Below are 23,555 nucleotides of genomic sequence, written 5' to 3' on the forward strand. Positions count from 1 at the left end.
AGGTTTTAATGACCAAATTAAACTTTATTAAGTTTATAACGTTTTTTTAAACACTCTTTAAGAAATATTTAAGAGTTTCTTAACTTATTATAGGTTTAATAAAATCATCAATTTTATCAATACCATTTTCTCCTAAGTTCTTTATAAATGCAGAACCAATAATGGTTCCATTTGCATATTTACAAGCAGTTGTAAAAGTTTGTTTATCAGAAATACCAAAACCAACAATTAAATTACTTTGCAAGTTCATGTTTTTAATTCTTTCGAAATATTCAATTTGTTGATTAGATATATCGCCTTTTGCACCGGTAATAGAAGCAGAAGCAACTACATAAATAAACGCTTTAGAATACGCATCTATTTTTCTAATTCTTTCTTCGGATGTATGCGGAGTAATTAAAAATACACTTGTAATTCCGTATTTTTCAAACAATGCTTTATAATGATTTTCAAACTCTACCATTGGTAAATCTGGAAGAATAACCGTTTCTATACCACAATCTACTACTTTCTGACAAAACTTATCCTCACCATATTTAATCATCTGATTTAAATACCCCATTAAAACTAAAGGTGTTTTATTAGTGTCTTTAATCGTCATTAATTGATCGAATATAATGTCTAAATTAATTCCGTTTTCTAATGCTTTTTGGCTACTATCTTGTATCGTAGGACCATCTGCTAAAGGATCTGAATATGGTAAACCAACTTCTATAAAATCTACACCACTTTTTTCTAATGCAGTAATTACCTTAGTAGTATCATCTAATTTAGGATAACCACAAGTAAAATAAATCGATAATAAATTTTTCTTTTCCTGAAAGATTGTTTCTAATTTTTTCATGCTAAAATTGGTTCGTTTTTACTTTTTAATTCTTCTTCTACAGCACTCCACAAATTGATTCTTACTTGCAAAGATTCTTTAGCAACCTCTAAAACTTCTTGCCATTTCTTTTCATCATTACCACATAATTCCTCAATCATTTGTAATGATAAAGGTCCATGTTCATCTCCATCTAACTCAATATGTCTTTCTAAATAATAGATAAAATTATCAAACTTTTTATTACTTTTTAAAGTTGTTTCACCAACAATTTTTAAAAACATATCTGGTATAATATCTTCTCTACCAAATGTAAAAGCTGCTGCAATTTTATGATCTTCTTTAGTATCGATTATTTTAAAAGTATACGCAACAAAGTCTTTTATACTCTTATGAATCGATAATTTTTCAAGCGATTTTACAACGTCTTCACCTTTAGAAATTTCATCAATAAAACCTGCTATTTTAGCGCAATCTGCATTCATTTCTTGCATTGCATCTAAATACATTTCATAATGACTTTTTAAAACGCCATCTTTATTAACGTCACTTTCTTCTGCCAACGTAATTTCATTGATAAAACGAACTAAGTTGGTGTTCTTCTTCGGAATCCAAGGAATTGAAACCGTTGTTAAGTTGATTTGCAATGCTTTTAAAAGCGACATAAAATCCCAAACGGCAAAAACATGTGCTTCCATAAAAGTTTTTATATCTTCTATAGAATTTAACTTTTTATAAAGTTGATGGTCCTTTAAATCTTCTCTTAAAGACACCAACTCACTTTCAATATGTGCTATTTTAGAACTCATTATCCTTCTAAATGATTGATAAACGTTTCTAAATCTTTATCTCCTCTACCCGATAAATTAACCACCACAACTTGGTCCTTTTTAAATTTAATTTTTGATAAAACAGCCAAAGCATGCGCACTTTCTAAGGCAGGAATAATTCCCTCAATTCTAGTTAATTCATATGCTGCTGCCAATGCTTCTTTATCTGTAGCATCCATAAACTTAGCTCTTTTACTTTCGTATAAAAACGCATGTAAAGGGCCAACTCCCGGATAATCTAAACCTGCTGAAATAGAATAAGGTTCAACAATTTGTCCGTATTCATCTTGCATTAAAATGGTTTTAGAACCATGAATAATTCCTACTTGTCCTAATTGAGAAGTGGCAGCACTTTCGCCAGAATTAACTCCTAAACCAGAAGCCTCTACTGCTATTAATTCTACCTCTTCATCATCCATATAGTGATAAAAAGCACCAGCAGCATTAGATCCTCCACCAACACAAGCTATAATTGTATCCGGATTTTCTTTACCTGTTTTCTCTTTTAGCTGCCATTTCATTTCTTCTGAAATTACTGCTTGCAAACGCGCAACCATATCTGGGTAAGGATGCGGACCAACTACAGAACCAATTAAGTAAAACGTTTCTGGATGCTGAATCCAATACCTTATCGCTTCATTTGTTGCGTCTTTTAAAGTTCTACTTCCGCTTAAAGCAGGAATTACTTTTGCACCCAACATTTTCATACGTGCAACATTTGGCGCTTGACGCTCAATGTCTTTTTCGCCCATAAAAACAGTACACTCTAAGCCCATTAAAGCACAAACTGTAGCGGTAGCGACACCATGTTGCCCTGCACCTGTTTCTGCTATAATCTTAGTTTTTCCTAATTTCTTAGCAACCAAAATCTGACCAATCGTATTGTTTACTTTATGTGCTCCTGTATGGTTTAAATCTTCTCGTTTTAAATAAATAAAAGCACCGTATTTTTCTGACAAACGTTTTGCCAAATACAACGGACTTGGGCGACCAACGTAATCTTTTAATAAGGATTTATATTCTTCTTGAAACTCTTCCGATTCTAAAATTTGAAGGTAATTATCTTCTAACTCCTTTACATTCGGATATAACAATTCTGGGATAAAAGCACCTCCAAATTGTCCGTAATAACCATTTTTGTCTGGGTGAAATTTTGATTTCATATCTTAAATTGTGTAATTGTTTATTTGTTTAATCGTGTAATTGTTGATGTGCTTTTTTAGACAATTCAACTTTTACACAATTACACAGATATTTTATTTTTAAATTTTTCTAACTCTTCTATTTTCTTAACTCCTGGTTTACTTTCAAATTTACTATTTACATCTAAAGCGTAAATTGGTAAATTAGATTTTAATATTTTTTGTACTTCTTTTACATCTTCTAAACCGATTCCTCCACTTAAAAAGAAAGGTTTTTCAAAAGGATATTTTTCTAAAACAGACCAATCAAATTTTGTTCCGTTTCCGCCTCTTTCTTTACCTTTTGTATCAAACAGAAAGAAATCTACCACTTCTAAATAGGGTTTTAAAACATTAAAATCGAATTCGTCTTTAATTCCGAATACTTTAATAACCTCAACTTCATTTTTAGAAATGTAGTGTTTGTTTTTTTGCTTTTTTATCGTCTTGTTTTCTTCAATAAACAAAGCTCTATTTTCTGCTAATTGCTTTTTTAAATTGATAACATATTCAACAGATTCATCTCCGTGTAACTGAATAGCTTCTAATCTATATTCTTCAACTAAAGAAATAACAATCTCAACATATTCATTTACAAAAACACCCGTTTTTTTTATCGAATTAGAAAATTCTGGAATAATTCCTTCAAAATTTCTTTTTGATTTTTCATAGAAAATAAAGCCCAAATAATCAGGTTGCAACGCTGCAACTTGTTGGATATTTTCTGTGAATTTCATTCCGCAAACTTTCAGTTTCATATTTATCTAATTTGATTGATAAATTCTAAACAAGCTTCTCCCGGGTTGTCTGTTTTCATAAAGTTTTCTCCTATTAAAAAACCTTGAAAACCAAATTCTTTCAATCCTGTAATTATCTTTGGGTCAGAAATTCCGCTTTCTGAAACCTTTAAACAAGTATCAGGAATTTGACCAGCCAATTTAATCGAATGTTCTAAATCTACTTCAAAAGTATTTAGATTTCTATTATTAATACCGATAATCTTATTATCTAAATCGTTAATTTTATCTAAATCTTCTTGGGTATGAATTTCATACAAAACCTCTAACCCTAAATCTGCCGCTAGATTTCCGTAGTTTTTTAGTTCTGTAGCAGTCAAACAAGAAGCAATTAATAAAATAACATCGGCGCCAATGGCTTTTGCTTCTACAATTTGAAATCCATCAACAATAAAATCTTTTCTAAGAATAGGTTTTTGTTGATTAATGATTCTTGCTTCCATTAAATCTGCCATCGTTCCTCCAAAAAATGAAGTATCTGTTAAGATTGATTGTGCAGCTACATTGGCATCTAAATACCCATTGGTAACATCAGCAATAGTTGCTTGGTCGTTAATGATTCCTTTTGATGGAGATTGACGTTTAAACTCTGCAATAATTCCGGTAGAACCAACTTCTAACAAAGATTTTTTTAATGAAAAAGTTGTTCTTCCAAAACTAGGACTTTTTACTAAATTCTGAACAGGAACTTCTGCTTTTATCTTAGCAATTTCCTTCTTTTTAAATGCTATTATTTTATCTAAAATTGTCATTTCTTATATATTCTGTCATTGCGAGGTACGAAGCAATCTGTTAATTCAAATTACAAGATTCCTTCAGTCACAAACTTCGTTTGAGTATCTTCAATTAAAAAATATTTTAATTTCAATAATCTTCGGAATGACGTTTTATTTATTACTATTTATTTTACTTCTGTCATTGCGAGGTACGAAGCAATCTCTTTTTATAAACAGAGTACTTCACTCGTAACCTCATTAGTAATGACGTTCTAATTATAAACTCACTAACTTCTCTAATGTTTGTTTCGCTTTCAATCCAAATAACGAATCTTTACCTTCTGCAAAAGCAGTTTCAAAAGACTTGGTGTCATCTACAATAGTTAAAGCAAAAGCAGCATTTGTTAAAACCACATTATTTTGTGCTTCTGTTCCTTTTCCTTCTAAAATAGATTTGAAAATTTTTGCTGCATCTGCTACAGAGTTTCCTCCAAAAATTTCTGATTGCTGAATTTTTTTCTGCCCTAAATCTTCTGGATTTATAATTTGTTCTCCATTCTTCGTGAAGAACTTAAATCCGCTTGTTAACGAAATTTCATCATAACCATCTAAAGCATGAATAATTCCGTAATTGATATCTTCTTCTTGTAAAATGTAATTATACAAACGTGCAACTTCCATATTAAAAGTACCTAACATATGGTTCTTAGGCGAACTTGGATTTACCAAAGGACCTAACATATTAAAAAACGTTTTTAACGCTAATGCTTTTCTTGTTGGCCCAACCGCTTTCATTGCCGGATGAAATTTTGGAGCATGTAAAAAACAAATATTTGCTTTTTCTAGCTGCTCTTTTAAAACGTTTTGGTCATTTGTAAAATTGTACCCAAAACTCTCTAACATATCTGAAGAACCAGATTGAGAAGACACCGAATAATTACCGTGTTTTGCTACTTTTTGTCCGGTTCCGGCAACTATAAAAGAGGTTAAGGTTGATATGTTAAACGTATCTTTTCCATCGCCACCAGTTCCAACAATATCGATGGTATTATACTCTGATAAATCTACTTTTATAGACAATTCTTTTAAGGCATTTCTAAAACCAGCAAGTTCATCAGCTGTAATAGGACGCATCATAAAAACAGTCATAAAAGACGCTAAATGTGCATCATTGTATTTTTCTGCAGCAATATCTTTTAATATTTGTGTTGCTTCAGATTTAGACAATCTTTCGTAATTATATAATTTGTTTAAAATTGCTTTCATAATTCTTACTTGTCATTGCGAATCAAATGATAATTTGATGTGGCAATCTTTTAATTAAAAATGAGATTACTTCGTTTCTCTCGTAATGACATTACTTTTTTACACTATTGATAAAATTAGTAACCAACTGCTCACCAACATCTGTTAAAATAGATTCTGGGTGAAACTGTACCGCAGAAATAGGAAATATTTTATGCTCAATTGCCTGAATTAATCCATCTTCATCTCTTGCTGTTACTTGTATTTCTTCAGGAAAACCTTCGTCTGTTGCTGCCCAAGAATGATAACGTGCCGCCATAAATGTTTCTGGAACATCTTTAAAAATAGTCGCGTTTTTATCTGTTACTTGCATTTCTGTAGCAACTCCGTGAAAAACATCGTCTAAATTGATGATTTTGCCACCAAAAACTTCTGTTATTGCCTGTAAACCTAAACAAACTCCGAATATTGGTTTTACACCGGCGTATGTTTTAATTACTTCCTTTAAGATTCCTGCTTCATCTGGAATTCCTGGACCTGGAGATAACATAATGATATCATACGTGCCTACATCTGCAATACTGATTTCGTCATTTCTAAAAACCGTAGGAAATTTTCCTGTAATTTTCTCTACCATATGAACTAAGTTATAGGTAAACGAATCGTAATTATCTAAAATTAATATTTTCATGTTTTTTCTAATTGTCATTGCGAAGCAAATTTTTCATTTGCTGTGGCAATCTGTTTATTAATTAAGAGATTACTTCGTCGGAAAAACTCCTCGTAATGACTTAATACTCACTTTCGCGTTAGGGATTTACACCGTTCGAATATCTACTGATATTCTTAACCTTTTTTCTTTTTCGGAAAAAAGATATAAAGGAAAGCCTGTTAAAACGCCCTAAATATTTTCTGCTAAAATTAACGCTTTATTTAACGCTGCTAATTTATTATTTACTTCTTGTAATTCTTTTTCTTCGTCGGAATGAATAACGATTCCTGCTCCGGCTTGCGAGTACAAAACATTATTTTTACTCACAAACGAACGAATAGCAATCGCTAAATTTACAGAACCATCTAAACCGATAATTCCGACTGCTCCTCCATAAAAACCACGGGTTTGATTCTCATATTTATCGATCAACTCCATTGCTTTGTACTTTGGCGCTCCACTTAAAGTTCCGGCAGGAAAAGTGTCTCCAACAATTTCTATTGGGTTTCCTTTAATCTTTCCTCTAACCGTAGAAACCAAGTGAATTACATGGCTAAAATACTGTACTTCTTTAAACACCTCAACCGTAACTTTATCTGCATGTTTGCTTAAATCGTTACGCGCTAAATCTACCAACATTACGTGTTCTGCCGTTTCCTTTTTATCTTCGGATAATTTTTTCCCCAGCTTTATGTCTTCTGCCATATCGCCAGTTCTTCTAAACGTACCTGCAATAGGATTGATAGTAGCTTTACCTTCAGAAATTTTAATTTGTGCTTCTGGTGAAGACCCCATTAACTTGAAGGATCCGTAATCGAAATAAAATAAATATGGCGACGGATTTATAGAACGCAATGCTCTATACACATTGAATTCGTCTCCTTTAAATTTTTGTTGAAATTGGCGTGATAATACTAGTTGAAAAACATCGCCTCTTTTACAATGCGATTTTGCTTTTCTTACATAGTCTTTAAATTCTTCGCCTGTAACATTGGAAGTTTCTTCGCCTACAATTTCGAATTTCTGCGTATTAAATGCTTGTGCATCGATAATAGTTTGAACTTCTTTAATACGAGATTCTGTACCTTCTTCTATATTTTCTATCAATGTCATTTCATCATTAAAATGATTGATGGCAATAATAAAACGGTAAAAACTGTACTGCATTTCTGGAATTGCAGAAGGTGCTTTTTTGTTAGTAAATTGAATATTCTCAAAATACTGAACAGAATCAAAAGTAGTATACCCGTACAATCCGTTGAATGATTTTAATTCGTCAAGACACTCTAATTCTATAGAATTGGTGAATTTATCGAATAACTCATAAAAGTTTTTATTGATAGGTTGTTCATCTAGTTGTGTTCCTTTGTGAGAAACAGAAAACTGATAATTATCTACTTTCATAGAAACAATTGGCTCCACGGCAATAAAAGAGAAACTTTCTTCTTTACTATGATAATCTGAACTTTCTAACAACAAAGTGTTAGCGTATTTGTCTCTAAAACGCAGGTACAAACCTACCGGCGTAACGGTATCTGCAATCTTTGTTTTGTGAATTGTTTTAAACTGTAATTTTTTCATTTTACTTTTTATCTGGTCGAGCGCAGTCGAGACTTATTTTGGAACCTCTCGACTGCACTCGAGGGGACATTTGTCTATTCTTTTTAACTTTGGATGATTTAAAAAATCATCATAAAAAAAAGGCTTATCGTGAGATAAGCCTTTTTAAATTTTATGTTGTATACATATAGGTTTTTTCTCACTTATTATATAAGAGAGTTCCACCAACCTGTATTTATTGTATTATTTTTCATTGTTTAACAAAAGTAAGATAGATTTTTTAAACAAGCAACCTTTAGTTTGATTTATTTTGGATTTAACCAAAAAGAGCGGATTTCTTTTGTAAAAAATTCTTTCTAGCTTACCTTCTTTTTTCAATAGGATTTCGATAAGAATCGAATACTTCTACCAGCTTTTTGATTCTTTTTCTAAATATTCTACAGTGGTAAAGTTTCCGTTTTTTACAGATTTCAAAGTACTCTGCACCTTCTCTACATACATTTCTTTGGTTAAAGCTTCTCCTTGAACTGTATAAGCCACATTTTTTTTATTAGATAGTTGCAACTCTAAAAACTCTTCAAAACGCTGAATTAAATCGATGTCTTTTATTTGATCGAAACGTTCTTTAAATATATTTTTTCTTGCAGCTAAATCCATAACGTGAAGGTTTAAGTATTACAAATATATGGAATTTTAAAATAAATACGGAATTCAGTCTCTTACAGCTTTCTTATCGAGAGTTTAAAATAATGGTTGTGGTACTTGTTGAAAATGAGCAATAACAAATATTTTTAAACTATTCTCATAAAAAAATGGTTAACAAACACTTAATACCCCATCATTCTTAATTAAATAATAATAACAAAAAAAATCTCGCTTTCGCGAGATTTTTTTGTTTTAAAGAATTCTTAAAAATTTACTTCCTTATAATTCTAACATTCATCTCCTCTACTTTTTTATCCGATAAAATTGAAGGTGCATTAAACAATAAATCTTCTGATGAACCTGTTTTAGGAAAAGCCATTACTTCTCTAATAGAAGCTTTCTTTTCTAAAATCATCATTAATCTATCTACTCCCCAAGCAATTCCTCCGTGAGGTGGCGCTCCATACTGAAAAGCTTTATACATCGTGCCCACACTTTTCATCATTTCTTCTTTATTGTAACCCATATTTTTATAGGTTGCTTCTAAAATTTCTGATTTATGTGCACGAACAGAACCTCCACCAATCTCGTAACCGTTTAAGATTAAATCGTATTGTTGCGCTATAATGGTTCCTATTTCTTCTCCTTCTCCAGTCATGTGCTTTTCTAAGTCATAGATTGCTGGCATAGAAAAAGGATTGTGTGTAAATGTCCATCTTCCTTCATCTGTTTTTTCAAACATTGGAAAATCTACAACCCACGCTGGTCTTAATTCTTTAGGATTTATCAACTTTAAAATACGTCCCATTTCTTGACGAACAGCATCTAATGCTTTGTTAGCGGTTGCATAATCTGCTGCTGAGAAAAATACAATATCTCCAACTTGTGCATCTGTAGCTTTAATAATATTGGCTGCAATTTCTTCACCTAAAAACTTAATAATTGGCGATTGTAAATCATTTTCATTTACAATAATATATGCCAAACCACCTAAACCATTTTGTTGTGCAATGGCCGTTAAGTTTTCTATTTGTCCTTTAGACATACGTTTGTTTCCTTGCTCTGCTGCAGAAACTTTAATACATTTTACAATTCCGCCGTCTTCAATTGGTTTGCTAAAAACTTGGAATGTGGTATCTTTTACAATATCCGTAATATCTTGCATTTGTAAGCCATAACGTAAATCTGGTCTATCACAACCATATTTATCCATCGCGTTTTTATACGTAATTACTTCAAACGGACGTAAAGTCCATTTTTTACCGTAGATTTTCTTCACAATTTCATTAAACATTTTGGTGTTTAAATCGATTATTTGCTGCATACTTGCGTACGCCATTTCTATATCTAATTGTGTAAATTCTGGTTGTCTATCTCCACGAGAATCTTCATCTCTAAAACAACGTGCTATTTGAAAATATTTTTCAAAACCACCTACCATCAACATTTGCTTAAATTGTTGTGGCGCTTGTGGTAACGTATAAAAAGAACCTGCTTGTTTTCTTGTTGGTACAATAAACTCTCTTGCTCCTTCGTCTGTACCTGCAGTTAAAATAGGCGTTTCAATTTCTAAAAACTCTTCTTCGTCTAAAATATCACGCATTAGCTTGATTACTCTATGACGGTTTACAATTGCTTTACGAACCTCATCGTTTCTATGATCTAAAAACTTATATTGAAAACGAACATTCTCGTTCGATTTCATTGCTCTTTTTATTTCAAAAGGAAGCGTTTTAGATAAGTTTAAAATATCTAAAGCAGCTGTTTCTAATTCTATTTTACCAGTTCTTAAACCTGCATTATAATCATCTTCTTTACGCTGCACCACAATTCCGGTTACAGAAATAACAGATTCTGATTTTAACTTTACAAGCTCATCTAAATTAGGAAATGTCTCTTTACTTAAACGCACTTGAAAAACTTGATTGCTAGAATCGCGTAAATCAATAAAAATTAATTCACCATGATCTCTAACACTAGAAACCCAACCCGATAAAGTAACCTCATCATTAATTGAATCTTCTGATATTTGAGAAATTTTATGTGTTCTGTATTCCTCTTTTATAATAATAGGAACTTGAGGTAACGTTTCTTCTTCTATTTTTGCCTTTGGCTGGTCACTAGTTGCTTTTAACTCATCAGCTACAGCTGCACTCTTTGTCGTTTTAGCATCCGCAGAACAAGCGTTTAATATTTCTTGACGAATCACTTTTCCTGAAGCTCCTTTACCAATAATACCAATTACTTTACCAACAAGAATACCTGCTTTCCCTTGGTTTCCTGCTTTAATATCATTTGCAGTTGCTTCGTTTTCTGAAACTACTTTTGCAACGGCAGCTTTAATTTTATCTTCAGAAATGGTATTGTCTTCAAAGTACTTTTTATAATCGAAAGTTCTATCTTTTAAATAAGATGTAATTCCGTTTTGTACTAATACAGACGTTATTTTATCGTCTTTAAATAATTGAAAAATTTCAATTAATTGATCTACACTATGAATATTCTCATACTCATCAGCACCTATATTATTTACCAATGTTTTGGCAACAAAAGAAGCGTCATTTATTTTATTATTGATCGCAACAAAAACTTCTGAACGTAAAGAATCTGCTGTAAAAAACTTAGCATCTTGTGGTAAAACGCCACCTTTTATCAAAATAGATTCTACTGCAAAAGGCAAAGAACTAATATCAACATGTATACTATCTACAACTTTTTTGATGTTTACAAAAGGTAAATCTGGTTCAGAAATAAAACGATAATCTGCTTCAAATTCCTTTTTACGCATTGTTTTGGTTTGCTTTAAATCTGCATCCCATAAAACAGTTGTTTGGTCTGGTCTAAATGCTTTATTTTCTACATAATAGCTTAATTGCTTTTCAATTTCTTCCTTTAAAGCATCTACCATAAACTTAAAAGAATTTAAGTTTTTGATTTCTGTTCTCGGGTTTAAATCATACGTGTGTTTTTTACGAAGTGATACAGAAACATCCGACTTAAACTCACCTTTTTCTAAGTTAGCTTCAGATATTTTTAAATTCTGAACAATACGCTGAATGTATTGTGCATACGTAGATGCATCTTCTATGTGACGAATACAAGGATCGGTTACAATTTCTATTAACGGAACACCTGCTTTGTTAAAATCTACTAAAGAAACTTTCTTTTCGTGCATTAATTTTGCAGCATCTTCCTCTATATGAGTTTGTGTTAAACTCACTGTAAATTGCGAACCATCATTTCTATAACAAGAAACTTGTCCATCTGGAATTACAGGATTGTGAAACTGTGTAATTTGAATATTCTTTGGGTTATCTGGGTATTCATAATGTTTACGATCCCAAGAAATAACTTCATTAGAAAAAGTAGATTTTACAGCCTTACCAAAATAAATAGCTTTGGTTATTGCTTCTTTATTTATAGAAGGTAAAACTCCCATTTGCCCAGTACAAACCGAACATATATTTTGGTTTGGTTGCTCTATTTCTTGATTTGCACAAGAACAGAATAACTTTGTTTTTGTATTTAATCGAACGTGAGTTTCAATACCGATTACTAACTCTAAGTCGTGCTTTTTTATAAGCTCATTTAATTGTTCCAGTTCCATTATATCGTATCTTTTAAGAAGTTAGCAAACTTCAAAACAAGTTCGTCATTATTTTTTGCTGCCGTAATTTGCAATCCTGTTTCTGTTCCTTGTGGCACTGTTAACGTTGGCAATTGTCCTAAACTAAAACCAACCGTATACGCATCAGACAAATACATTGCTAAAGGATCTTTTAAACTATCGCCAATTTTTGGTGGCGAATTTGGTGTTACTGGTGATAAAATAATAGCAACTTCTTTAAAATCTTTTTCAAAATTTGCTATAATTTGATCTCTTACATTTAATCCTTTTAAGTAAATTTCATCAGAAAAACCTTGAGATAAAACTTGGTTTCCACCAACAATTCTACGTTTAGATTCTTCAGAGAAATTTTCTGATCGTGTAATAGAATACGTGTCTTTTAAAGTATCGCCTTCTATTCTATTTCCGTAATTGGTACCATCTAATCTAGATAGATTCGATGCCGTTTCTGCCATTGCTAAAGTATAGTAGGTAGAAACTAAAGTATCAGACTCAAAGAAATCTAATTCTTTTACTTCAATTCCTTTGGCTTTTATTTTTTCTATGGTTGCTAAAAAGTCCGCTTTTACTTTTGCATCAATCGCATCGTTTTCGATGAAATTCTTAAAGTATCCAACAGTTTTTATTTCATCAGCATTTAAAATATTCTCTTCTGATATTGTTTCTGATGGATACGTGGTTTGATCTTTAATATCCTTACCACTCATCACATTTAAAACAATTCTAATATCTTCTATCGATTTTGCAATGGGTCCAACACAATCTGTAGAAGATGCGTATGCCATTAATCCAAATCTAGAAATTCTTCCGTAGGTTGGTTTTAATCCGTAGACATTATTATAACCTGCCGGTTGACGAACAGAACCTCCCGTATCTCCACCAATTGAAAAAACTGTAAAATCTTTGGCAACATTTACTGCAGAACCTCCACTAGAACCACCAGAAACTAAATCTGTATTGATTGCGTTTTTAACGGCTCCGAAAATGGTGTTTTCAGATGATGAACCGTGCCCAAAAGAATCACAATTTTCTTTTACTAACGGAATAGCACCTACATCAAATAATTTCTGAATGGCAGTTGCCGTGTAAGGCGATTTATATTTTTTAAGTAAATCTGAACTCGCCGTTGTTAAAGTTCCTTGTACCATGTACACATCTTTAATTCCGAATGGAATTCCCTCTAACAAACCAATTTCTTGTCCGTTTGCAATTTTTGCATCTACTTTAGCAGCTAATTCTAGCGCCAAGGTATCTAAAAGTGAATTGACAGTATTGTGTGTGTTCGATTTTAATAAATCTAATCTTTCTTGTACTAGTTTTGTACATGAAATTTCTTTGTTCACCAATTGCTGATGAATTTTATGTATTTGCGATTCCATAATTATTCTTCTATCACTTTAGAAACTACTAAAAAACCATTCTTTTCTTTCGGAAAGTTTTCTATAATTATTTGTTTTTCTGCCTGCGGACTATCAATAACAACATCTTCTCTTAAATCATCTAAAGTTACAGCATTGTTATGATTGGTATTAACGTTATTATCTGATGTATTGGCTTTTTTAATTACCTCAAATAATTGATTCACCGATTCCGATGGCTCTGCTCCTTTAATACTAGACAAAATGTCTACCGTCATTATTTTGCTCATTTCTTTATTTTTTAATTAAGATTCTGAAACCAGTTCAGAACATGAAAAAAGCCTTCCGATTAGGAAGGCTTTATGTATATATCTATAAACAACAACCTCCCTACCCTAACAATTAGGATTATTGAAATTACGATTGTTATTATTATTTATCATTGTAACGTTATTGATGTCAAATATATAGAGAAAATGTCGTTTATAATCTTCTTTTTTAAGATTTTATATAGCTGTTGCAGAATTTCTAAAATATCGTTGTTTATTTATTGATATAACAAAATATCAAAGTTTATTTACAAGAAACTTACTAATTAAATAGCAGGTTCCCTATAAATTCAACGATAAAATTGGGGGATTTTACTATTTTTAATAAAAGAAACCTACTTTCTTAAAGGAATTGCAATGTTAGGATAATCGGTAATAATTCCATCTACACCCATTTTTAGTAGGTTTACCATGTCCTCTTTTTTATTGACCGTCCAAGGAATTACTTTCATATTTTTATTTTGAATCGTTTTTACCTCATCTTTATTCAATAAAGCAAAATACGGACTGTAAATTTCTGGCACAAAACTTAACATCTTCATATTCGTTTCAAAATCATTTTGATACGTTAAAAGCGCCAATATAAACTCAGGGTATTTCTTATGAATGTATTCTAAAATACGAGGATCAAAACTTTGAACCGTTATTTTATTTTTAGGAATTTTGGCTTTTATCAATTCCGCTATAACAAGGTCAGAAAATTCATCAACAGCAGGTTGAAATTCTCTTTTTTCGTCATCAGGCGTACTTTTTATTTCAATATTATAACGAATCTCCTCATTTTTAGCTTCGGCAAAATCAATTACCTCAGACAACAATGGTTTGTAAGCTTTCTCTTTTTTCTGCTCTAAAAACTTAGGATTTCCTATAGAACCAACATCATAACTTTTAATTTTCTTGTATTTATTTTTATACATATTAAAAACCAATGCGCTTTCTTTAGAAATCTTATTTCCTTTAGCATCTAAAGTAACTTCTTCATTTAACCAAGGCTCATGAGAAACAACCACTTTGTTATCTTTACTAATTACAACATCTAATTCCAACGTATTTACACCTAATTCTAATGCTTTTTCAAAAGCCTGAATTGTGTTTTCTGGTGATAAACCTCTCGCTCCACGATGACCCTGTAAATCAAACTCAAACTTTTGTTCTTTCTCTAAAATTACCTCATCAATAAAAGTTACTGTTTCGTTATAAACACCTTGCCAATCGTTAGATCTTAAATCGCATGCAATTACATGGTTTCCTGCTTCTGGAAAAGCAACTTTTGTTTTTTTATCCGCAGGAGTCCCTAAACCATCATACATTTTTAAAATTGCCCCAACAGAAACCACTTGATCTTGTTCTTCTTCATTCTTATAATAATAACCAACAAATACAGGAACTTTAACTTTAGCAAAAGTTGCTGGCTTCATATTATCTAATAACATTTTTATTAAAGCCTCGTAACCGTTAACATGATACGTAGTAGACCAATATTTAGCTTCTTCTTCAGGTCTTTTCTGCTTTGTAATTTCACTACCGTTCATTTTTATAAATCCGGCTTTTCCTTCTGGAGTTGTAATGGCTGCAAATGCAGGATTTTTAAGCCCGATAAACGGAGAATACATTACCAAACCTAAAATAGAAGTATCTTCCGAAGCTAGTTTTAAACTTAAAGTTCCACCAGTAGATGTACTTACCAAAACTACTTTCTTACCAATTATTTTACCGATGGACAAAGCTTCTTTTGCTGTTTCTATATAGTTTTCTGGAGTTAACTTCTTAAAACTATCATCTCTTTGTATACCATGTTCTTTTAAACGAGACACATAAACATTTGCGTTGTATTTTTTAGAAAGCATACTTAATATAGGCTCTCCTTCCCTACCACTTGCTCCAAAACCATGCAAATAGACAAATGCAATATCAGATTGTTTATTTTTATAATTATCAGCCCAAATAATTCTAGCATCATTATTGGGTTTGATGTTTTTATTACTATCCTCTTTCTTTTTTACAATACTTTCAATTGTCATAATCGTTTTTACTTCTTGACCTAAAACTGTAAAATTAAAGGCTATTAATAAAAGCGAAGTTAAAAATGTTTTTTGCATAATAAATTGTGTTTAAAAAAAAGCTATCTAAAATGTTTGTTAAAATACATTTAGATAGCTTTTCTAATGAATTATAAGCGTTCTTAAAAGTTCGCTTTTACTTGTACTCCAAAAAATCTTGGTGCCCCAGCAATAAAAGTTGGTATACCAAAAGCACCACCTGTATTACCTGCATCAACAATAAACTCTTTATCTAAAGCATTGTTCATAAAAAAAGTAAGCTCGTAATCTTTGTTAATTACAAGACCTGTTTTAAAATTTAAAATCCCGTACCCATCTTGAGAAATATCTGGCAAATTTGTTTCTTCAAAAAATACTTTAGACTTATATGTATAAGTAGGTCTAAAAAAGTAGCTTAAGTTTTTAGTTGCATCTATGTTGATATTAAATCCTGCAGAAAAGGAATTCTTAGGTGTTAATCTAAATGTATTTCCTGCTAAAGCTTGAGCATTTCCATTTGAGTCTTCGTCATCAAAAGAAGCATCTATATAACTATAATTTGCAAAAAAGCTTGATGTCTTTGAAAACGCATATTGCATAGCCGTTTCAAAACCAAAAGAACTTGCACTTCCACTATCTTCTGGCGTTGCTGTTAGGACTCCATCTTCAAATTTAGAAATAGTTGTTTGAAAATTTGAATACTCATACACATACGCATTTACATCAAATTGTAATTTATTATTTAAAAACAATGATTTTGCACCTACCTCATAAGACCAAACTGTCTCATCTGATAATACATTTGTTTCTGTTGCCGTTACATTAATAACATTTGGCCTTCTCCCTCGAGCTGCCGTACCAAATAATGTAATATTATCATTTACATCATAATTTAAGGCAAAACGCCCAACAGCTGACAAAAAGTTTTCACTAGCTTCTATTTTTTCTCCGTTTGTTGATGCAAACAACACATTTGGATAACTACCTAATAAGTGTCCTAAAACAGAAGGGGTTTCTGAATCTGTTACTTGATACCCTGCATTAATGTTTTCCCAAGTAGCTCTTAATCCTAAAGTAACAGATAATTTATCAGTGAAATCATAAGAAGCATCAGCAAAAACATCTCCAGAATAATTTTCTCCAAAATTAGTATTTGATTCAGTATTAAAAGAATTTAACGGAGCACCTGCAAGTGGTCCAAAAGTAGCTGGATCGTTTGGTATATTTGGTAATAATGTTGGTACACCACTAATTAATAAAGCTTCCGGATTTAAAAATAACATTGCTACACTTTGCTCATTATATTCCCAAGGCACTCTTTGTGATCCTTTTTCGTAAAAGAAATTTCCTCCAAAAAACCCTCTAAATTTATCATCAGTATCAAAGTTAAACCTAACCTCTTGACTAAATTGCTTCCCTTCTGATATCTCATGAAAAAATAAAGCAGGAGCTGCAGTTCCGTCTGCATCAAAAGCTTCATCAGAATTAAATTTTCTATACGCAGAAGTAGCAGTAACATCCCAAACATCATTTAAATCATGTTTTAAAATTGCAGTAACACCCCAAACAGTTCTATCCAAACCTAACTCTTCTCCTCTTTCTAAATCTGCAAAAGTATTTGGGTTTGTATCTCCACCTAATGGTGCATAAGTCCCACTTTTAAAAGAAGTTCCCGGAGGTGTATCTTGTTGCCAGTTTGCAATTACATCTAAAGTAGTATCATCATTTAATAAATATCTAAATGAGGTTCTAAAAGCAACAGTTTCTTTTCCGTTTAAATCTCCACCAGAAAGGTTTTCGATATAACCATCTCTTTTATTATAAATTGCAGCAGCTCTAAAAAATAATTTATCGTCTACTAAAGGAGCATTATAATGTCCTGTTGCCAAAAACTGATTAAAGTTGCCATACCCTAATTTTACAGCACCAGACGTTTCATTTTTTGCTTTATTTTGAATGATATGCATTGCACCAATTTGAGCACCTCTACCAAACAATGTTCCTTGAGGCCCTTTTAAAACTTCTACACGTTCTATATCGTATAATTCAACCACAGAACCTCTAGATTTACTAATTGAAACTCCATCTTGAAAAATAGAAACCCTTGGTTCTACTCTAGAATCTCCACTATCACTTGTAATTCCTCTAACCACAATCCCTGGATTATTAACACTCTGGATTTGCACTTGAAAACCTGGTACATATTCCGATAAAGCATCATATTCAAACGTTCCTTGATTTTCTAAAAAATCTGTTCCGTAAGAGGTAATTGCAATAGGCACATCTTTATTTTTTTGTTCTCTTTTTTGAGATGTTACCACAACACCTTCTAACTGATAAGCACTTTCTTTTAAAACAAAGTTTTGAATAGTTTCTACCTTATTAATAACTACATTTTTAATAATTGTATTGTACCCTAAATATGAAACCTCAACAACGTAAGAGGCATTTGCAATTTTTTCTAATATAAATTCTCCATTTTCATTTGAAGTTGTTCCTTTAGCTATTTTTTTAATATGCACATTTGCTCCCATTATAGGCTCTCCTTGTTCTGTAGTAATAGTTCCTTTTAGGACACCTATATCTTGGGCATTTATACTAATTAAACTAAAAAGTGTTAAAAATGTAAGTACAATTTTTGAAAACATTGTTTTATGAGTTTATAATTAATTTAAATCACAAATTTATCATCGTAAACCGAGACTCTTATTAACTTAAAATCATACAAACGTTACTTTTTTAATCATTAGAACCTATTCTATACAGATAATTTACAAAACAATAACACCAAGGTTTCAGAATATTAATATTGTTTACCTTTATCAGAAAAAAAACTTTTAGATTAATTACTGATTTATAAATTATTAATCAATTTAACAGTAGAATAAGCTACTTTAAACCAAGAATCACAAACTTAACTTACACACATCCATAACACCTTAATATCACACTAATATTCCTTCAAACGAAGAATGTCTGCTATTTTGTGTTTTTAAAACAAAAGTTTTAAGCGATTTTAAAATTTTCTAAATTTGATGTTAAAACAAAAAACATCAAATTTTAATTTAACATCATTTTTAAGCGATTTAAAGCACTTTTATGAAATTAATAAATGTTGATAATTTTAAGCTAAAATCACTAAAAAGCTTTTAAAAATACTTTATAAATTGTAAATTTGAGATTATGAATTTCACTTTTCGAAGCTGAATTTCATCAATCTAAAAAACATTAATTTACTTTTATATAATGAGCGAAGAAATTAAAAAAGAATATGATGCTTCCAGTATTCAGGCACTGGAAGGAATGGAGCATGTTAGAATGCGTCCTTCCATGTATATTGGAGACGTAGGTATACGTGGTTTACACCATTTAGTATATGAAGTTGTAGATAATTCTATTGATGAAGCAATGGGTGGTTATTGTGATACAATTGATGTTACAATAAATGAAGACAATTCTATTACTACTAAAGATAATGGACGTGGAATTCCTGTTGGAATTCACCAAAAAGAAGGCGTTTCTGCACTACAAGTAGTAATGACAAAGATTGGTGCTGGTGGTAAATTCGACAAAGATTCTTATAAAGTTTCTGGTGGTTTACACGGTGTTGGTGTTTCTTGTGTGAACGCACTTTCTGACCTTTTAGTAGCCACGGTTCATAAAGAAGGAAAAGTTTGGAGACAAGAATATTCTCAAGGTAAAGCATTATATCCAGTTAAAACGATTGGAGAAACAGATTTTACAGGTACAATTGTTACCTTTTTACCAGACAAATCTATCTTTAAACAAACTACAGAATATAATTACGATACGTTAGCAACTCGTATGCGTGAATTGGCTTTCTTGAACAAAGGAATTACAATTACCCTAACAGATAAACGTAGTACAGATGATGAAGGAAACTTTATTTCTGAAGTTTTTCATTCTGATGAAGGTTTACCAGAATTTATTAGATATTTAGATTCTACCAGAGAGCAATTAACTGCCAATGTTATTGCAATGGAAGGTGAAAAAAACGGAATCCCTGTTGAAGTTGCCATGGTTTACAACACCTCTTATGCAGAAAATTTACACTCTTATGTAAATAACATTAATACGCACGAAGGAGGAACACATTTATCTGGTTTTAGACGTGGTTTAACAAGTACGTTAAAAAAGTATGCAGATGAATCTGGACTACTTAAAAATGTAAAATTCGAAATTGCTGGAGATGATTTCCGTGAAGGACTAACAGCAATCGTTTCTGTAAAAGTTGCAGAACCACAATTTGAAGGACAAACAAAAACAAAATTAGGAAACAGAGAAGTTACTTCTGCTGTATCTCAAGCAGTTTCAGAAATGTTAACTGATTATTTAGAGGAAAATCCTAACGACGCAAAAACAATTGTTCAAAAAGTAATTTTAGCAGCAACTGCTAGACACGCAGCACGTAAAGCCAGAGAAATGGTACAACGTAAAACGGTAATGTCTATTGGTGGTTTACCTGGTAAATTATCTGACTGTTCAGAAACCGACCCAGCACAATGTGAAATTTTCTTAGTTGAGGGAGATTCGGCGGGTGGAACAGCAAAACAAGGTAGAGATAGAAACTTTCAAGCAATTTTGCCACTACGTGGAAAGATTTTGAACGTGGAAAAAGCAATGCAACATAAAGTTTTTGAAAACGAAGAAATCAAAAACATGTTTACCGCTTTAGGTGTTTCTATTGGTACAGAAGAAGACCCAAGAGCTTTAAACTTATCTAAAGTTCGTTACCATAAAGTAGTTATTATGTGTGATGCCGATGTAGATGGTTCGCATATTGCTACCTTAATATTAACGTTCTTTTTTAGATACATGAGAGCAATGGTAGAGCAAGGTTATATTTACATTGCTACTCCTCCTTTATATTTAGTTAAAAAAGGTCAGAAAAGAGAATATGCTTGGGATGACAATCAACGTGATATCATTGCACAAAACATGGGCGGTTCTGTAAGTATACAACGTTATAAAGGTCTTGGGGAGATGAACGCAGACCAACTTTGGGACACTACAATGAATCCTGAATTTAGAACGTTACGTAAAGTTGTTATAGATAACGCAACTGAGGCAGACAGAGTTTTCTCTATGTTAATGGGAGACGAAGTACCACCACGTAGAGATTTTATAGAAAGAAATGCTAAATACGCAAACATAGACGTATAAAGCTTCCATCTAAATAAATTTATAAAATACACATTTCTAACAATTAGGAATGTGTATTTTTTTTGACCGTAAAACACTCATACTTCATATGTTTTACACATACTCATCTATAAGTATTTTTCCCCTTTTTGAAGTATTAAAATATCAGTAACCTTTGTTTATTGATAATTTTATTTATTTTAGCAATGACTTTAACAGAACTTTAACCATTTACAAACAAAGCCACAACCAATGAAAAAAAGCATTTTAATTTTTACCTGCGTATTTGCATTTACATTTAACGCAAAAGCACAAGATGGTTTAGAAAACATTCTTTTTGCCGATATTTCAGACGCAAACCTACTTACAGAGGCTTATTTAAAACCAGCAGCAGAAGGCTTTATCTACGGAATGAGCAGTGGTTGGTTTCATACTGCAAAAGTTCACAAAACACTAGGTTTTGATATCACCATAGGCGCTAATCTTTCCCTTATTCCATCTGATAAAGAAATTTTTAATGTAAATTCATTAAACTTATCCGACAAAATCACAAAAAACCCAATTACTTCCCCTACCGTTTTAGGGAGTAATGATAGTGCTTTACAAAATGGTTTTGAGGTAACGATACCAGCAAACTCAGACCCCACTATAAACAATGGTATCCACCCAGAATTAGTGAGAAACTTTACAATGCCAGATGGTTTTGGAGACGATTTACCTTTAAACGCAGCACCAACTCCCTCTGTACAAATAAGTTTAGGTCTACCTTATCAATTTGAAGCAACTGTGCGTGTTGTACCAGAAGTAGGTAGCGATGATGCAAAAGGAAAATTATTTGGTTTAGGTATTAAAAAAGAAATTACAGATTGGTTTGGCCCTTTAGAGAAATTACCTCTTCATGTTTCAATAATGGGTGCTTTTACAAACATGACCGTTACAAGTGTCATAGACGACCCAAGCGAAAACGGAGTTACTATAACCGACGGTTTAGGCGAATTAAAATTAGACTCTTACACAGTGCAAGCTTTAGCTTCATTAAATTTTCCTTTTATAAATGTTTATGGTGGTATTGGATACGTTAGCGGTTCTTCTTCTTTAAACATAAACGGAACTTACGAATTAGAATATTCAGGAGGGCTTGGTCAAACATACAGAAAAACACTTATTGACCCTTTAAACTTAAACTACAAAGTTAGCGGATTAACATCTACAATTGGAGCAAGATTAAGCTTAGGATTCTTTAAGATTTTTGGAAGTTACACACTACAAGAATACAACACAGTAAATGCAGGTATTGCATTTAGTTTTAGATAAAAAGAGTCGAAATCCTTTTCGTAAAAAGACACTTTTATAGGGTGTCTTTTTACTTTTTTAGAACTAAAACCTTAAGTAATTTTCGTACTTTTGTTAGAGATCAAATACATTATAAATCTTAAAAATTATATATATGAAAGTTTCAGTAGTAGGAGCAGGTGCAGTAGGCGCAAGTTGTGCAGAATACATCGCAATTAAGGATTTTGCATCCGAAGTTGTTATTTTAGACATTAAAGAAGGTTTTGCAGAAGGTAAAGCAATGGATTTAATGCAAACGGCTTCTTTAAACAGTTTTGATACAAAAATTACAGGAAGTACAAACGACTATTCTAAAACAGCTAATTCTGATGTTTGTGTAATTACCTCAGGTATTCCACGTAAACCAGGAATGACTCGTGAAGAATTAATTGGTATCAATGCAGGAATTGTAAAAACAGTTTCAGCTAATTTAATTGAACACTCTCCAAACACAATTATTATTGTAGTTTCTAATCCTATGGATACTATGACCTATTTAGTTCACAAAACTACTGGGTTACCAAAGAATAAAATTATTGGAATGGGTGGTGCTTTAGATTCTGCTCGTTTTAAATACAGATTAGCAGAAGCTCTAGGTGCTCCTATCTCTGATGTTGACGGTATGGTAATTGGTGGTCACTCAGATACTGGTATGGTGCCATTAATAGGAAAAGCAGCAAGAAATAGTGTTGTTGTTTCAGAATTTTTATCTGAAGAACGTATGGATAAAATTGTACAAGACACTAAAGTTGGTGGCGCAACCTTAACTGGTTTATTAGGTACTTCTGCTTGGTATGCTCCTGGTGCAGCAGTTTCTGCAATGGTACAAGCAATTGCCTGTGATACTAAAAAAATATTCCCTTGTTCTGCTTTATTAGAAGGTGAATTTGGTTTAAGCGATTTATCAATTGGTGTACCTTGCGTATTAGGTGCTAACGGAATTGAAAAAATTGTTGAAATTAGCTTAACAGATGCTGAAAAAGCAAAATTAGCAGAATCTGCAAAAGGTGTTAAAGCAACTAACGGATTATTAGAATTATAAAAAGTCGTTTTGTAGACTTTTTACAAAAAACAATAGTACTTAAAGCCTCAAAGAAATTCTTTGGGGCTTTTTTTTCATCCTTCTACTTCTACCCCATCTTTACTAGGAAACCAAATAGATATTACTTTACAAATATCTAAACCCGTATATTTGAG

General features: G+C 31.8%; 17 protein-coding genes. 3 read left to right on the top strand and 14 right to left on the bottom strand.

Annotation, left to right across the window (positions count from 1 at the left end; genetic code table 11):
- Nucleotides 1–79: 79 nt before the first annotated feature.
- From trpA to H0I29_RS02240, 14 genes are all read right to left on the bottom strand, one after another.
- A complete protein-coding gene (gene trpA / locus H0I29_RS02175; RefSeq protein ID WP_218754257.1) occupies nucleotides 80–844 on the bottom strand; it encodes a tryptophan synthase subunit alpha in 765 nt (254 codons plus the stop codon).
- The gene (locus H0I29_RS02180) at nucleotides 841–1,632 is read right to left on the bottom strand and encodes a DUF3050 domain-containing protein (RefSeq protein WP_218754258.1); all 792 of its coding nucleotides are present in this window, start codon (nucleotides 1,630–1,632) and stop codon (nucleotides 841–843) included. The genes trpA and H0I29_RS02180 overlap by 4 nt, the downstream gene beginning before the upstream one ends.
- Nucleotides 1,632–2,816 carry a tryptophan synthase subunit beta gene (gene trpB, locus H0I29_RS02185; protein WP_218754259.1) on the bottom strand — a complete coding sequence of 395 codons (1,185 nt, stop codon included), beginning with the start codon at nucleotides 2,814–2,816 and terminating at the stop codon, nucleotides 1,632–1,634. Before trpB ends, H0I29_RS02180 begins: the two co-directional genes overlap by 1 nt.
- Before the next feature lie 80 nt (nucleotides 2,817–2,896).
- Nucleotides 2,897–3,571 carry a phosphoribosylanthranilate isomerase gene (locus H0I29_RS02190; protein ID WP_254712682.1) on the bottom strand — a complete coding sequence of 225 codons (675 nt, stop codon included), beginning with the start codon at nucleotides 3,569–3,571 and terminating at the stop codon, nucleotides 2,897–2,899.
- Nucleotides 3,572–3,594: 23 nt separating this feature from the next.
- Complete coding sequence (gene trpC / locus H0I29_RS02195) at nucleotides 3,595–4,383, bottom strand: indole-3-glycerol phosphate synthase TrpC (protein WP_218754261.1); 789 nt, start codon at nucleotides 4,381–4,383, stop codon at nucleotides 3,595–3,597.
- 240 nt (nucleotides 4,384–4,623) lie between these two features.
- The gene (gene trpD / locus H0I29_RS02200; RefSeq protein ID WP_218754262.1) at nucleotides 4,624–5,613 is read right to left on the bottom strand and encodes an anthranilate phosphoribosyltransferase; all 990 of its coding nucleotides are present in this window, start codon (nucleotides 5,611–5,613) and stop codon (nucleotides 4,624–4,626) included.
- 91 nt (nucleotides 5,614–5,704) lie between these two features.
- A complete protein-coding gene (locus H0I29_RS02205) occupies nucleotides 5,705–6,283 on the bottom strand; it encodes an aminodeoxychorismate/anthranilate synthase component II (protein ID WP_218754263.1) in 579 nt (192 codons plus the stop codon).
- A 210-nt stretch (nucleotides 6,284–6,493) separates the two neighbouring features.
- Nucleotides 6,494–7,885 (bottom strand): anthranilate synthase component I family protein, encoded by a 1,392-nt coding sequence (locus H0I29_RS02210; RefSeq protein ID WP_218754264.1) that lies wholly within the window; start codon nucleotides 7,883–7,885, stop codon nucleotides 6,494–6,496.
- A 384-nt stretch (nucleotides 7,886–8,269) separates the two neighbouring features.
- Nucleotides 8,270–8,521, bottom strand: coding sequence for a hypothetical protein (locus H0I29_RS02215; protein ID WP_218731207.1), 252 nt, complete (start codon nucleotides 8,519–8,521; stop codon nucleotides 8,270–8,272).
- Between the two features lie 259 nt (nucleotides 8,522–8,780).
- On the bottom strand, nucleotides 8,781–12,116 hold the full coding sequence (gene gatB/aspS, locus H0I29_RS02220) for a bifunctional amidotransferase subunit GatB/aspartate--tRNA ligase AspS (RefSeq protein WP_218754265.1): 3,336 nt from the start codon (nucleotides 12,114–12,116) through the stop codon (nucleotides 8,781–8,783).
- The gene (locus H0I29_RS02225) at nucleotides 12,116–13,516 is read right to left on the bottom strand and encodes an amidase family protein (RefSeq protein WP_218754266.1); all 1,401 of its coding nucleotides are present in this window, start codon (nucleotides 13,514–13,516) and stop codon (nucleotides 12,116–12,118) included. Before H0I29_RS02225 ends, gatB/aspS begins: the two co-directional genes overlap by 1 nt.
- Nucleotides 13,517–13,518: 2 nt before the next feature.
- Entirely contained in the window at nucleotides 13,519–13,785 is a 267-nt protein-coding gene (locus tag H0I29_RS02230) for a hypothetical protein (RefSeq protein WP_218754267.1), read from the bottom strand.
- 374 nt (nucleotides 13,786–14,159) lie between these two features.
- Nucleotides 14,160–15,923 (bottom strand): glycerophosphodiester phosphodiesterase family protein, encoded by a 1,764-nt coding sequence (locus H0I29_RS18310; protein ID WP_254712683.1) that lies wholly within the window; start codon nucleotides 15,921–15,923, stop codon nucleotides 14,160–14,162.
- Between the two features lie 83 nt (nucleotides 15,924–16,006).
- Entirely contained in the window at nucleotides 16,007–18,511 is a 2,505-nt protein-coding gene (locus H0I29_RS02240) for a TonB-dependent receptor (RefSeq protein WP_218754268.1), read from the bottom strand.
- 598 nt (nucleotides 18,512–19,109) lie between these two features.
- Here H0I29_RS02240 and gyrB point away from each other — a divergent pair.
- From gyrB to H0I29_RS02255, 3 genes are all read left to right on the top strand, one after another.
- Nucleotides 19,110–21,047 (top strand): DNA topoisomerase (ATP-hydrolyzing) subunit B, encoded by a 1,938-nt coding sequence (gene gyrB, locus H0I29_RS02245; protein ID WP_218731212.1) that lies wholly within the window; start codon nucleotides 19,110–19,112, stop codon nucleotides 21,045–21,047.
- 231 nt (nucleotides 21,048–21,278) lie between these two features.
- On the top strand, nucleotides 21,279–22,340 hold the full coding sequence (locus H0I29_RS02250; protein WP_218754269.1) for a DUF6588 family protein: 1,062 nt from the start codon (nucleotides 21,279–21,281) through the stop codon (nucleotides 22,338–22,340).
- Between the two features lie 133 nt (nucleotides 22,341–22,473).
- Complete coding sequence (locus tag H0I29_RS02255; protein WP_218731214.1) at nucleotides 22,474–23,400, top strand: malate dehydrogenase; 927 nt, start codon at nucleotides 22,474–22,476, stop codon at nucleotides 23,398–23,400.
- Nucleotides 23,401–23,555: the final 155 nt, after the last annotated feature.

Source organism: Polaribacter sp. R2A056_3_33 (assembly GCF_019278485.1).
Taxonomy (GTDB): Bacteria; Bacteroidota; Bacteroidia; order Flavobacteriales; family Flavobacteriaceae; genus Polaribacter.

What these genes read in the sequence shown, in the direction of transcription:
- trpA (WP_218754257.1), bottom strand. Translation starts at nt 844, where the DNA reads ATGAAAAAATTAGAAACAATCTTTCAGGAAAAGAAAAATTTATTATCG.
- H0I29_RS02180 (WP_218754258.1), bottom strand. Translation starts at nt 1,632, where the DNA reads ATGAGTTCTAAAATAGCACATATTGAAAGTGAGTTGGTGTCTTTAAGA.
- trpB (WP_218754259.1), bottom strand. Translation starts at nt 2,816, where the DNA reads ATGAAATCAAAATTTCACCCAGACAAAAATGGTTATTACGGACAATTT.
- H0I29_RS02190 (WP_254712682.1), bottom strand. Translation starts at nt 3,571, where the DNA reads ATGAAATTCACAGAAAATATCCAACAAGTTGCAGCGTTGCAACCTGAT.
- trpC (WP_218754261.1), bottom strand. Translation starts at nt 4,383, where the DNA reads ATGACAATTTTAGATAAAATAATAGCATTTAAAAAGAAGGAAATTGCT.
- trpD (WP_218754262.1), bottom strand. Translation starts at nt 5,613, where the DNA reads ATGAAAGCAATTTTAAACAAATTATATAATTACGAAAGATTGTCTAAA.
- H0I29_RS02205 (WP_218754263.1), bottom strand. Translation starts at nt 6,283, where the DNA reads ATGAAAATATTAATTTTAGATAATTACGATTCGTTTACCTATAACTTA.
- H0I29_RS02210 (WP_218754264.1), bottom strand. Translation starts at nt 7,885, where the DNA reads ATGAAAAAATTACAGTTTAAAACAATTCACAAAACAAAGATTGCAGAT.
- H0I29_RS02215 (WP_218731207.1), bottom strand. Translation starts at nt 8,521, where the DNA reads ATGGATTTAGCTGCAAGAAAAAATATATTTAAAGAACGTTTCGATCAA.
- gatB/aspS (WP_218754265.1), bottom strand. Translation starts at nt 12,116, where the DNA reads ATGGAACTGGAACAATTAAATGAGCTTATAAAAAAGCACGACTTAGAG.
- H0I29_RS02225 (WP_218754266.1), bottom strand. Translation starts at nt 13,516, where the DNA reads ATGGAATCGCAAATACATAAAATTCATCAGCAATTGGTGAACAAAGAA.
- H0I29_RS02230 (WP_218754267.1), bottom strand. Translation starts at nt 13,785, where the DNA reads ATGAGCAAAATAATGACGGTAGACATTTTGTCTAGTATTAAAGGAGCA.
- H0I29_RS18310 (WP_254712683.1), bottom strand. Translation starts at nt 15,923, where the DNA reads ATGCAAAAAACATTTTTAACTTCGCTTTTATTAATAGCCTTTAATTTT.
- H0I29_RS02240 (WP_218754268.1), bottom strand. Translation starts at nt 18,511, where the DNA reads ATGTTTTCAAAAATTGTACTTACATTTTTAACACTTTTTAGTTTAATT.
- gyrB (WP_218731212.1), top strand. Translation starts at nt 19,110, where the DNA reads ATGAGCGAAGAAATTAAAAAAGAATATGATGCTTCCAGTATTCAGGCA.
- H0I29_RS02250 (WP_218754269.1), top strand. Translation starts at nt 21,279, where the DNA reads ATGAAAAAAAGCATTTTAATTTTTACCTGCGTATTTGCATTTACATTT.
- H0I29_RS02255 (WP_218731214.1), top strand. Translation starts at nt 22,474, where the DNA reads ATGAAAGTTTCAGTAGTAGGAGCAGGTGCAGTAGGCGCAAGTTGTGCA.